The sequence below is a fragment of the Cellulophaga sp. F20128 genome, from assembly GCF_023015805.1.
In the GTDB taxonomy this organism is placed as follows: Bacteria; Bacteroidota; Bacteroidia; order Flavobacteriales; family Flavobacteriaceae; genus Cellulophaga.
This window is the reverse complement of sequence record NZ_JALKBA010000002.1, coordinates 425052-437861: the sequence shown is the minus strand read 5'-3', so window position 1 is coordinate 437861 and position 12810 is coordinate 425052. Positions and strand designations below refer to the sequence as shown.

Sequence of the window (12810 nt, the reverse complement as noted above, 5' to 3'; positions counted from 1 at the left end):
GTAAATTGACATTAGTAGCGTAAGTATAGCCCACTGCATTGTGGGCTATTTTGATCTTTTTAAGAAGTTATTCTTTATAAGAAAGAAGTCTAACCCCAAGGCATATTTATTTTTATTATCCCTAGCGTTTTGGTGGCTTCCTGTAAATTGAAAGCGAATTACAAAAGCATTATCAACAGGATCACAGCTCCCTAAATCTAAATAGGGGTTAGAAATACCGTTGTGTTTGGCATATAAATCTTGACTTATTTTTTTATTTCCGTTCACATACACATCAAATGAACCACTGCTTGGCCCTACTGCCGTTCCTATTTTTATGTGGGAAGCTTCAAATTGTTCTGTTATTTTTATTTCTATAAAATCACCTAATTTTTCAAACCATATATTTTTTAAAGCCCCTCCGCTCATTTCTCCCCACATGGGAATTTCTGCAAAATTCTCAACTACAGATTTACTCTGCTTGCTCAGAAGCAACAGTTCTGCCTCAAGCGCATTGTCCACCATATATTGGGTTCCCTCTGCGGTTTTTATAAGTTTTTCTAGGTCGGACACGGTGGGTAATGTTGCTGCTGCAAATTGTGGTAATTGTTTTTTATTATGTGTTACCCCCGGAATCCCATACCAAAAAGTAGTCTGGGCATATTGAAGAAAGTGTGCTTTACTTCTTTTACCACAAGAAGATTCTATATCAAATATAATTTGTTGTTGAAATGGAATGGCATCCAATACCCGAGTCCTAGTACATACATTGTAACCTTTAGACTTTTCTCCCACAATAATATTCCCTAAAAATGGTTTTGAAAATTGATCTTCAGGCGTAGGAACAACACCGCCTGCCCATCCATAATAATCTTCCGTTCCTGTACCAAAATGAGAAGGAAACCTATTATCGACATCATCATCAACATATATTTTTTCATCCCCTTCTCCCCACCAGCCTTCAATAGGATTTAGTACCGTCCATTGGTCCCCAACAATTACGCCCTTGCCATTTGCCGTTAAAAAATTCCAATCATAAAGCGGAAAAGTTGGGGTAGGGTCTTCCATTTGCCATGTCGCATAAAAATGCATAGTATGCGGTTCCCATTCCTTATCATCCGTAACAACTTCCATAGCAACCTCAACCTCATTTTTATCAAGGTTTGTAATACTTATCTGAGCCGATTTTTCATAAGGCATCACCCATCTGCATACCATGGTACCATCTGAAGACACAGATCTTTCCCACATGTCATAAGCTTCAATTTTTCCAACATTGTTAAAAAAATCACCTACTGGCACCCATACCGTTTCTTCCCCATCAAAAGTAGCACCGACTACGGTAGATCTTAAGGCTTGGGCCATAGAAACAGTGTTAGACAATTTGATCCGAATTTCCTGAACCGCTCTATTACCTGCTGGCAAATTAAATGTTAATGCCTCTTGAGACTTTAACAACTTTCTTTCCTTTACTTTTTCTCCCTGAACAGCTGGGGGTTGCACCAAGGTTTTAGACACCTTAGCAATGGTTTGCTGTGCTTGTTCAAAATCTTGCATCGTAAAAGTTTTCACCTTAGTAGTTGCCTTGTATTTTCTATAATTAATGATATTGTAAAATGCTTTTTTATCCATTGTGATCTTACAACTTTTAGCATAAGGAATGGGTAGGTACAAGTTTCCGGCTCTGGTTGAATAATCTGCAAGCGGGGCTTTTACAAAGTCTGCCCCCTTTACAAGTTCAAAAAAATTAGTTGCAATTGTAGGTTCACGAGCTCCATCGAGATAAATTTTAATATTGGCTCCAATAGTATCATTTAAGCCATAGTAAAAACACACCGCCCAAATTTTAGTTATGGCTCCTGGACCTTCATCTTCCATAATAACCCATTCTTTTTTTCCATTGTTCTCTTCAACCCGAATAAAAGATTCTCCATCACTATCTGCAAACCAACCCGGTTTCTCTGGAGAAACAGACGCTCTATTATAACTACTTGCTTGTAACAACTGATAATTGTTTTCAGGAAAGTTTGTGATTTGATCTCGATCAATCATCTCTTTTAACAAACCTTCCATAGTAACTTCCTTACTATTGTTTCTATTCTCCTTAGGCTCCCTACAAGAGGAAATAACCAAAAGTATGGCCAAGGTGAAACCAAAAAATTTTAACTTTCGATTGCTGTTTTTCTGTTTTGTCATTTTCTTATTGTTATACCTTTATAGTTTTTGTTGATTTTCGGGTAAAAATTTATTTCGTATTTAATACATTGTCCATTTCTTGAGCATACCTTTTACCTAGTATTATATAAGATTCCCTATCAAAATGAACCATATGTTGATCAATAGATTTACAATCACTACTCTCAGCAAACCCAGTATACTTAACTTTAGAAGGAAGGTTTTTTAAGGCATTTTTCACTTGGTTTATTTTTTTTACCCTTTCTGTAGAATTATGGTCTTTTCCTGTACCATAAAATTCAGCCAAATTCCCAACAACAAACGGAAGCTCTGCAAGGTTTAAATCGGTGCGTATATCATTTATTAATTGATGAAGCTTTGTTTCGTAGGTATTTGCTAATTCTTCGGTAACTGTATCCGACTCTCCTTGATGCCATAAGACCCCTTTTATCTCACCCTTGTTTTGGGCAAATAACGCCTTCTTTATGGCGTCATTATAGGTATCAGTTCCTCTGTTTAAATCATCTATAGCAGCACCTCCCCAAGCGGCCGGAATTAATTTTATAGTAACATTAGGATGCTTTCTTAAATATGCCTTAGCAAAGGGAAGACCTAAGCCAAAACGATCAGAGGTTAATCGGTTGTGTAAAGGGTGTGCTGCTGCTTGCCATATGTATGGCTCTTTTGCCTTAGTGGGAATTAAAAAAACTTTATCAACCGGGATTGTGTCTTTAGGTAAGAGCTCTCCATAACCCGCCATATTAGACTGCCCCATTAAAATAAAAATATGAGTTTCTTCCTTTTCTTTTGAGCAACCTATAAGAATGCAAAGACACAAACTAAGTGCAAGTAAATTTAAATTTTTCATAAAAATTGGTTTTAATTTTTAATTCCGAGTACATCAACAAGCATAAAGTTACCTGACCTTTTTACCCCTTTTAAAGTATGTCTCCCTGATGCTAAATTGTGGTTTTCATAAATGATTTCTTGTACCTGTCTTTTATAGGCATCATGGGTTGAAAAAATACCGAGCGAGTTATTGTCTAGGAATAATTCAATGTCACCTTGGTCATCTGCTTTTGAGGTTGCAAATACAATACTTGTACCTTCAAAAGAATAACTAAAAGAATCACCACTTTTAGATGTATAATGTACGTCTTGTTCAAATGCTCCTGTTTTTCTGTCTTCCGAATACTTCCAATTACCTGAATAGTTTATTTCTGGATCAGTATCATTCACAAGCTGTAAACTTGAATAAGTGGTATCAGCTGTTGTTCCTGTTGCATTGCCGATTACTTGAATTTGTTTTATTTTTGCCAAAGGCCATTTTCCATTGGGGTTAATGGCAACATCCCAAGTAGATACCCCGCCATTTTCTCTTGCTTTTACCGTGTGATTTGCCACGTCTTCATCTTTAAATCGCAAATTTCTATCGACCTCTCCCCATCCCGCAAAAAGAGGATCTAGTTCTGACAAAAAAGACCAACCTACATATTGAGTAAATTTTTCTCCTTTTCCTTTAGAAGCTCTAACTGTTGGCAATGGTGGTAGTTCATTAGCTTCTCCTGCCGAATACTGACTGTATTTGTCCGGACTCGTAAACACCTCACTTCCTAGCCCTGTATTTAAGGCCATTATGGCATTTGGATTTCCACTCCTAACGGCATTCCATATTTTCGTTGCAATGGGATAATCATTTGCTTGCTCCACTTTACTAATATTCCAATACCCATCAAACCACCAACCAGCAACAGTATCTCCCCACTTTTTTGATAATTCTCCAATAAAATCATTGATCCACCAATCTGGGTATGCCGGGGGCGAAATTTGCCTCCCTGTCCAACGATCACCCATATGCGAAGGGAGGTAGGCTATCACTCTAACTCCTTTTGTACTTAAAGCCATTGCTAAATCTCCTAGTAAATCTCTATTTGGCGTATAATCAGCCCTTAAAGTACCTTCTTGATTTTTACAATCGGGGGTTTTGGGCGGACAAGGAGGAGAGTTTAAGTCGTAAATTTTACTCGTTGTTGCAAGGTATCCTCTATTTTGAGTTATTGTAAATATCACATACCCGACCCCCAATTTTTTAACCAAATCGGCATAGGCATTTACATCAAAATTGGCCGTATAATAATCCCATTGTTCAAAACTTCGAATGTCGTAATATGCTTTATCTAGCTCTCCTCCTGCCAAATAATGATGACTTATACCCCATTGGGCTTCATCATACATCCATTTTACTTCCTGGGGCAACTTATCTCCATTATTTATTTGTCCAATACATGTGCTACTTATACAAAGTAAAACAAGATAAAAAGGCAATACACCATTTAGTTTCATTAACACGCTATTTATCACTAGTATTACTCAATTACAAACCAAGTATTACTGTTGGCTGGCACTTCAATTTCCATTGCTATATTATAGCCTCTATCTAGGGTGTATATCTTTGAGCTTCCTTCTTGTTCTCTTACCTTTGCTGTGGTTTTCAACCCTGTATAATACAAAGGAATCTTGATTGATTTTTTAATAGTTGCATCTGTTGGATTGAAAAATTGCACAAAGCCTTTCTCTTTCAATTCTGGATTTACATGCATAATGCCATCAATTTCTCTACCATTGGCTCTTTTAAGATGAACAATGGGTGAGTTTAATATATTTCTATATGTATTATACCATTCAACAATATCAATTACTGCATTTTTGGTCCTTTCCGTATCATATAATCGAGGCCCCCTATAACACGCTTGTACCCCAGAGCCGTAATTTTGAATCATATGGGCTTCATAGGCATCTAAATGATCATTTAAAGGCTCTATGGTAGCTGCTGCACCACCCCCATGATATTGTGTTAACGGCACAAAAGTCCAACTCATACTTGGGGTTCTATCCCATGTGCCATCAAAAATATTCTGTCGCCCTAATACCAATTGCCGTTCTCTTGGTAAAGACCAGTTTACTTCTCTATAACCTATTCCATTTTTTGTACTTCCATTTAAATAATACCAATCTGGAATATTTAATGAGATTCCTTGTTCGTTGCACCATTTATAAAAGTTTGAAATTCTTTTCCAAGCCTTCCATTGCGAATCTTCTACGTTTTTATGTCCTACATGTGTAGTTGATGCACATAATTGACCAGGGTAAGAGCCATCGTGCTCTAATAAATCAAAACCAGTTTTTTCAAAGAAAACTTTTAGTTTTTGAAAATAATCTATCCCCCATTGACTGTTTAAGCAAGGAGAACTACCATGAATAACACCTCCCCTTTTTCCAGTTTCGGGGTTAATAACATCTACTTCGTCACTTATCCATCTACTTGACAATAAGGAATAACCTCCTAATTCAATTCCTTTTGAGTGAGCATAATCTGCCAACCCTTTAAATTTTGCAATATTTTTTTCAGAAACATCCTCCATATTAAGACCACTTCCAAAACTGAGAATCACCATTTCATAACCGGTATCTACACATTGATCTATCGCAGCCTTAACCTTGCTTTCATCAGTTGTTGTCAAATGTAAAAACAGTGGATTTTCGCTTGTCCATGGGGCTACTAGATTATAAAATCTATTTGTTGCCAATCCTTTTCTTTGCTTATCATGGTTATCAAATGGCATTTCCCAAATACGGAAAGACTCAAAATCACTTCCTTTCTCTATTGTTTCATTTGGTCCTATTGGCAGTTTGCACTCCAACAGGCAAGGCATTAAAAGCGGGTAATTTGTTTGCGAAGTATAGCGCGGGTCCTTTTCCCAATGAACTACTTGATTGGATCCTTTAAAGGACATGGCGTGAAATGCAAAATCACTTTCAATATGAATATTTGGTAATTCCCAGCCCGTCTCTCCTCGTTCAACAGCACTTTCTGGCTCAATGGTGGCTAAAATTTCGCTCTTAAAATTATTCAAGATAATTTCTTTGGAACTATTATTTTCTATAGTAATCCATTTACTTATTAATGGTATCCCATCATAAATTTCATAATGCACTTCTACTTTTACATCTTGTAGGTCGATGTGTTTGTATTCAAAAATTAGTTCTTTTCCCTTTATATCCTCCTTTTTCTCTAATGCCCATCTCTTGTTTTTCCAATTGATACGTGGCTTTATATCTTCTATTCTAAAGTTTTCAACTTGAAATGAATTTTTAGGACTCCACATTTGTTCTAGCCATTCTTTTTTCAGATAACCATATTCCACTTGTCCATCTAATCCACCAACATTATATTCTATGCCATCAATTTGCACCATTGCTTCAGAACTAACCCCACGTAAAAGGGATTCTCCTGTTACTAAATTTTTAAAATCAACTGTAGCACAATTTGGGGTTACTCTAAAGGTTCTACTAACCAAGCCATTGGAAATGGTAATTTCTTTACCATTATCGCTTTTAAACACCAAAGATGGTAATGTGCTCTTTTCTATAAGCCAATCTTTTTGCACACCATCCACATATTGCGCAGTCAGTTTTGGTAATGTTTTAATTAATGGTTCCAATGTAGAGTTAAAGACGTTATCAGCAATCTCCATTCGGTTGAAATAGTTGCCATCCACTATTTGTGGTTTATACCCATTAAATACTAATTTTGCATTTGCCCAAACAGCATGATCACCAGACACTCCATCTCCAGTATCCTCAACTATAAGTTCTAAAACTTTTATTCCTTTAACTGAAATATTTAGTGGAATAGCTTGTTCTCCTCCTTTTATTTTTTTGCTTTTCCAAAGGGTTTTGTCGTCTCCTTTAATTATAAATATAACAGAACCTTTTTGAATGGAAGTTTCTGTATTAGCAATACCAACAAATGTTTTTCCTTTACTATTTTCTTGATAGAATAATTTAGTGCCATCCCCTAATGCATTGAACTTAAAAGGTCCTGTTTTGACTTCGGGATCTTGTATTCCGACTTCAGCCGTAAATGTATTCGATTTTCCATCTAAGAAAATGAATAGCTTACTTCTAGAAATAGTTCCAATACCATGCGTATATCCATTTCCAGAAATACTTATTTTTTCTCCTGTAATTGCTCTGTTTTTTTGTGCAGTCCACCAAGGTTGTTCAATTTTACTCATATCTAAATCAGATATATTTAACTGATCTAAAGTACCTTGCTGACCATACGATAAAGTAGTTAGCATACAGAACAAAAGGTAAATTGATTTTTTTAATACGGTCATTTTTTTAATGTAATTAGAATTAGACTTTCTTTATGTTGCTCTAAAATTATATGAAAATTAGGGAGCTGACGACCCAAGTGATTTCCTAAGACATTTTATTTTAATTAAATCTGTCCTAATGCTTAGTAGGACCTACATTCTATTGTTTTTATAAGACATATACCTTATCCATGTAGAATTTCAAAAGTGAAATTTAAACCCCAAACAGCTGGTCTAAAGGTTTAAGAATCCATGCAACCCCTATAAAAAAAATGCTGGTAAAGCAGAACACAAAGTTCTTCTCTCCCAGCATTTTGAGTATACCTTCTGGCGCAAATACGCCTTTTATTCCGTTATAAATTTAGGTTGATCTGTAGTTTATTTTACAATCAGATGATTTGGAAAATCTGCTACTTCTTCACAACAAATTTGCTCCATAACCTGTTGTAATTCTGTTTTTAATAATGATATAGTATGGTCTCCTCCTTTTGCTCCTAAGGCTGCAACTCCGTACATAAAAGAACGTCCCATGAATGTAAATTGAGCGCCTTTTGCCAAGGTTCTTGCAATATCCGGACCAGAACGCAAGCCACTATCCATCATAACCGTAAGCTCCTTGCCATACTTCTTTGCGATTCTAGTTAAAGGCGCAATGGTAGATTCACCAGCATCTAACTGCCTTCCGCCATGATTGGAAACAATAACGCCATCTATCCCTAATTTTAAGGCCTTGTCTACATCCGCTTCATTTGCCACTCCTTTTAAAACTAATTTACCTTTCCACATATCGCGAATTGGCTTTATCTTTTCCTCATTCAATCGGCCTGAAAAGGTAGCATCCATAAATTTACCCAATTGCGCCAAATCTAAGCCCTTAGGCATGTATGGTTTTAAGGTTTCAAAATTAGGCTGACCGTGTTTTAAAGTTTGCATAGCCCAATTTGGTTTCCCCAAGACTTGCAGAATGTTTTTAACAGACATTTTTGGTGGCATAGCCAATCCATTTCTTATATCCCTTGGTCGGAAACCGAAGGTAGGAACATCACACAAAATTACAAGTACAGGGCATTCTGCAGCGGCTGCTCTATTAATTATGTCATCTCTTACTCTATCTTCTGTTGGATGGTACAGTTGAAACCATGATTTTCCTTCCGTAATCTCTGCAGCACGCTCAATACTAGTTGTAGTAACCGTGCTTAATATAAATGGCACATTGTGTTCAAACGCAGCTTTGGCCAATATTTCGGGTGCATTTGGCCACATTAACCCTTGTAAACCCACCGGAGCAATCCCAAATGGAGCATCATAGGTATGACCAAACAATTCCGTTTTCATATTAGAATGTGTATGCTTGTTTAAATAGCTCGGCAACAATTCTACCTTCCTAATCTCCGCCGTATTTTTATGTAAATTCACATCTTCGTTACAACCACCATCTAGATATTCGAAAGCAAATTTTGGAATCCGTTGCTGAGCCCTAGTACGTAAATCATCTACTGAGGGATACCTAGTATCTATTTTAATCTCTTTTTTACTCATCAATCTTATTTAATTGAACTATTATTTTAATAATTTTTAAAGCCTCAAAACTTTAATTTGTAGTTAGACATTTCCGCCGTGAATTCTGATCCATATATACCCTTTGGCATTCCCATGTCGTAAGGTGAGGGAGCAAGCCATTCACTTTTAACCCCTTCTATCTGCATAGTACCTTTAGGGTCTATGGTTGCAACCGCATACAAAGGATCCTTGTAGGCTGCGATATGTGGTAAATTGCCATACTCTTTGTAATAGTGCTTCGGAAACCGATCCGCAGACGTATAGGGTTCAGACATCCATTGATAAGACATGCTATTAACCTCAATATAATCTATACCGTTTTGTTGGTGATGAAAATCCAAATGATTATGGCCATTCATACAGCAAATGATTTTTGATTCGTTTGCTTCCAAAATCTTTTGAATCGTTAACCGATTCTTTATACCCCATTGGTAATGCCATAAACTTTGATGCGAAAATACTATCGTTGGCAATTTTGTTGCTTCAAGGTCACCCTTAAACCAAGCTATTTGTTCATCATTAATATAAGTGCGCTCATTATCATTCACATAAAAATTTGCGCGCTCATAATCTACAAACTTTCCATCCTGATATAAAAAATTAGCATCTAATACGATAAAGTGAACCCCATTAAAATCATACGAATAATAGGTTTTGGGCATGCCCCAAAAATCTAACATTTCAGATTTGGAATTTTTATCCATATCATGATTCCCCAATACATGAAACTTAGGGCCTTGAAAAGATTCCCAAATTCCTAGAAAATCTAAATTTTTAGGATCCGCAAAACAAAAATCCCCCAATTGAATTATAAAGTCTACTTTTTGGGCTGTTGCCGTTGCGATAAACTTTTCCAATCTTTCATCGGCATCCGGGATTAAATCTTTATGAACATCCGAAACTATACCAAATTTTAAGGGCTTTGCTATTTTCTTATCCCTATTTGGCTTAAACGAAATCAAGGTTTGCGGCACCACAGTTGCGGCGACCCCAAATCCCATATGATTTACAAACTTTCTACGTTTCATTACAATTGAAATACTTTTTTCATCAACATCCACTTCTCTCCCGGCTTGGCTATTGGAAGGGCTTGTTGGTATTTCCACATGAGCTCTTCCCATTCTACATTGGCCGGATACTTGGCATCTATTTTGGCCTTCTTTTCAAAGGAAAAATCATCATCGGCATCCATAATCATAAACATACGATTCCCTACTCTATAGATTTGCATGTCTAGAATACCAGATTCTTTTATACTTGTAATAATGTCGGGCCAGACTTCTTTATGATATTCTTCATAGGCTTGTATCAGCTTTTCATCATCCACTAGATCCAGGGCTAAACAATGTCTTTTCATCTTTATAAACTTTAAGCAGTTATTGTTTCATGTTTTTTATAAACTGTATATCCGTACCAGGCAATATAAACAAAACAGGCAAGTGGTAAAATAAATGAGAAATTCACCTCAGACACACCTGCTATTGTTGTATCACTTACACCTGATCCGCCAGCATCTATAATCATTCCTTGTAAGGCAGGCATTAAAGCCCCACCAACAATCGCCATAATTAAACCTGCAGAACCCACTTTAGATTGCTCTTCCGTTAAATCTCCCAAAGCGATACCGTAAATTGTCGGGAACATTAAGGACATACTAAAAGACACCCCTACCAAACAATACAGCCCAACAATACTTTCTATAAATATTGTTCCTGCAATAAATACCATGGCAAGCAATGCGAAAATCATCAATAATTTTCCTGCACTTAAAAAGCGCAATAAATAAACACCTACCGCACGTCCAAGTGTAAAGATAACAAATGCTGCCATTTGATAATATCCGGCAGTTACATTATCCATTGCTATTGCCTCAGCGTATTGATAAATATAGGTCCAACACATAATCTGTGCTCCTACATATAATATTTGCGCTAAGACTCCCAGTACATATTTTTTATTAGAGATCAATGCTTTAAAAGTATCCCCCATGCTTGGCATTCCTCCTTCATCCTTAGATTGTGGCATTTTGCTAATAACAAACAAAATAAAAACACCAATTAACACCAATCCTAGAATAACATACGGGTCGCGGATTACCATTAAATCTGAAGTTCTTACTAAGATTTTAGAGGCTTCATCCAAAGCACTAAAATCCTGAATATCATCGGACTTTAAATTTTTTAAGACAAATTGTTGGGCTACAAACAAGCCACCTATTAAACCAACCGGATTAAATGCCTGAGCTAGGTTTAAACGTTGCGTAGCAGTTTCTTTGGCTCCCATTGCCAAAGCATAGGGGTTTGCCGCTGTTTCTAAAAACGCCAATCCAAAGGTAAGCACGTATAGTCCCAAACAAAAAAACCAAAATTGCTCTGTAATTGCTGCTGGGTAAAACAACAATGCACCTACTGCATATAAACCCAAACCAATTAAAATTCCTGTTTTGTACGAATATTTACGCATAAACATTGCCGCCGGCAATGCCATACAGAAATAACCACCATAGAAGGCCATTTGCACCATAGATGCCTGGGTATTACTAAGCTCTAATACTTTCTTAAAGGCAGAAACCATCGGGTCTGTTACCGCATTTGCAAACCCCCACAATGCAAATAATGAAGTTACTAATATAAAGGGGATCACCATATTTTTTGGCACCACGGGTATTCTTTCTGTATTTTTCATTTTAATTTTTGGTTTTAATTTGGTTATGTTAATGATCTATCTAAATGTGTATAGCCACCATCTACATAGATCAATTGTCCGGTAGTATGACTTGATTTTGAAGACAACAAAAAGACCACCATATTGGCGATCTCCTCAGCTGTTGTCATTCTATTTTCTAAGGGAATTTTAGAGGTAATTGCCTTTAGTTTTTCTTCTGGATTTTCAAAAGTTTTAATCCACCTATCATATAAAGGAGTATAACATTCCGCAACAATAACAGCATTAACACGTATACTAAATGGCAACAACTCTACTGCCCATTCTCGTGTCAGCGCATTTCGCCCTCCATTAGAAGCCGCATATCCTGAGGTACCGCCTTGCCCTGTTTCTCCTGTCTTAGATCCAATGTTCACAATTGCACCCTTACTTTTTTTAAGCTCAGCTAAGGCATAGTGTGCCATTAGATAATAGTGGGTAATATTGCGATTTATAGATTGTAAAAAATCTTCATAATTCCCATTTTCTAGACTTACTCCATCATTAACTCCTGCATTATTCACAAGTCCGTCTATACGTCCATACTTTTCAATAACCGACTGCACTGCGGCTTCACATTGTTTTGGATCTGTAAGTTCTGCTATAGCAGAAAAAGCATCACCGCCGCTGTCTTTTATGAACTGCAACTCCTTGGCTACACTTTCTTTGTCGCGGCCTATAATTACCGGGATTGCTCCTTCATTTGCCAAAACAGTAACAATACCTTTTCCAATTCCTTTGGAACCGCCGGTAACAATTATAATTTTATCTTTTAAATTTAAATCCATATCAATTTTCTAATATCCAATTTTATTCTGTGCTCACAAAATATGTTCAAAAATTTTTAGGTCCTGATTTTATATTTATTTGGGGTTAATTCGGTGTCATTTTACTACTCCAAACTTATTAAATTTTTATGTTCTTTCACCCCTATTGACCACAGTAATTCAATGGTAGCCAAGGCCCAATTCTCTTCTCATTTGAAATTACTATCCTATCCCTTCGTGCAATTCAGCTTCCATTTGCTTTAAAATAGCAACACTACCGGAAAGTTAATTAACACAAATTTTTACTTTTTCATTATTCTTTATAACAAGAACCAAGGGAATATAAATTCCGTTGAACAAGACCCGCACAACACTTTATTCAAATCCCCGTAATATAGACCCCTTTAATCCGTGGCTCCAACGAGAATATATACAGTATTTTTATATTGTCCAAGGCAAAAAAA

Annotated in this window: 9 protein-coding genes; all 9 read right to left on the bottom strand. The window is 36.5% G+C overall.

Annotated features, from left to right (window positions below):
* Positions 1-45: 45 nt before the first annotated feature.
* Entirely contained in the window at positions 46-2175 is a 2130-nt protein-coding gene (locus MWU65_RS03950; protein ID WP_247075869.1) for a glycoside hydrolase family 172 protein, read from the bottom strand.
* Between the two features lie 49 nt (positions 2176-2224).
* A complete protein-coding gene (locus MWU65_RS03945) occupies positions 2225-3022 on the bottom strand; it encodes a sialate O-acetylesterase (protein WP_247075868.1) in 798 nt (265 codons plus the stop codon).
* Between the two features lie 11 nt (positions 3023-3033).
* Positions 3034-4497 carry a hypothetical protein gene (locus MWU65_RS03940; RefSeq protein ID WP_247075867.1) on the bottom strand — a complete coding sequence of 488 codons (1464 nt, stop codon included), beginning with the start codon at positions 4495-4497 and terminating at the stop codon, positions 3034-3036.
* A gap of 23 nt (positions 4498-4520) precedes the next feature.
* Complete coding sequence (locus MWU65_RS03935; RefSeq protein WP_247075866.1) at positions 4521-7337, bottom strand: NPCBM/NEW2 domain-containing protein; 2817 nt, start codon at positions 7335-7337, stop codon at positions 4521-4523.
* 357 nt (positions 7338-7694) lie between these two features.
* Entirely contained in the window at positions 7695-8855 is a 1161-nt protein-coding gene (locus MWU65_RS03930; RefSeq protein WP_247075865.1) for an alpha-hydroxy acid oxidase, read from the bottom strand.
* Positions 8856-8899: 44 nt separating this feature from the next.
* The gene (locus tag MWU65_RS03925; RefSeq protein ID WP_247075864.1) at positions 8900-9904 is read right to left on the bottom strand and encodes a metallophosphoesterase; all 1005 of its coding nucleotides are present in this window, start codon (positions 9902-9904) and stop codon (positions 8900-8902) included.
* Complete coding sequence (locus tag MWU65_RS03920; protein ID WP_247075863.1) at positions 9904-10233, bottom strand: L-rhamnose mutarotase; 330 nt, start codon at positions 10231-10233, stop codon at positions 9904-9906. The genes MWU65_RS03925 and MWU65_RS03920 overlap by 1 nt, the downstream gene beginning before the upstream one ends.
* 11 nt (positions 10234-10244) lie before the next feature.
* The gene (gene fucP, locus MWU65_RS03915; protein ID WP_247075862.1) at positions 10245-11561 is read right to left on the bottom strand and encodes an L-fucose:H+ symporter permease; all 1317 of its coding nucleotides are present in this window, start codon (positions 11559-11561) and stop codon (positions 10245-10247) included.
* A gap of 23 nt (positions 11562-11584) precedes the next feature.
* A complete protein-coding gene (locus MWU65_RS03910) occupies positions 11585-12367 on the bottom strand; it encodes an SDR family oxidoreductase (protein WP_247075861.1) in 783 nt (260 codons plus the stop codon).
* Between the last annotated feature and the right edge of the window lie 443 nt (positions 12368-12810).

Coding starts and splice junctions, on each gene's coding strand:
- MWU65_RS03930 (WP_247075865.1), bottom strand. CDS start 8,855: ATGAGTAAAAAAGAGATTAAAATAGATACTAGGTATCCCTCAGTAGAT.
- MWU65_RS03945 (WP_247075868.1), bottom strand. CDS start 3,022: ATGAAAAATTTAAATTTACTTGCACTTAGTTTGTGTCTTTGCATTCTT.
- fucP (WP_247075862.1), bottom strand. CDS start 11,561: ATGAAAAATACAGAAAGAATACCCGTGGTGCCAAAAAATATGGTGATC.
- MWU65_RS03920 (WP_247075863.1), bottom strand. CDS start 10,233: ATGAAAAGACATTGTTTAGCCCTGGATCTAGTGGATGATGAAAAGCTG.
- MWU65_RS03950 (WP_247075869.1), bottom strand. CDS start 2,175: ATGACAAAACAGAAAAACAGCAATCGAAAGTTAAAATTTTTTGGTTTC.
- MWU65_RS03925 (WP_247075864.1), bottom strand. CDS start 9,904: ATGAAACGTAGAAAGTTTGTAAATCATATGGGATTTGGGGTCGCCGCA.
- MWU65_RS03940 (WP_247075867.1), bottom strand. CDS start 4,497: ATGAAACTAAATGGTGTATTGCCTTTTTATCTTGTTTTACTTTGTATA.
- MWU65_RS03910 (WP_247075861.1), bottom strand. CDS start 12,367: ATGGATTTAAATTTAAAAGATAAAATTATAATTGTTACCGGCGGTTCC.
- MWU65_RS03935 (WP_247075866.1), bottom strand. CDS start 7,337: ATGACCGTATTAAAAAAATCAATTTACCTTTTGTTCTGTATGCTAACT.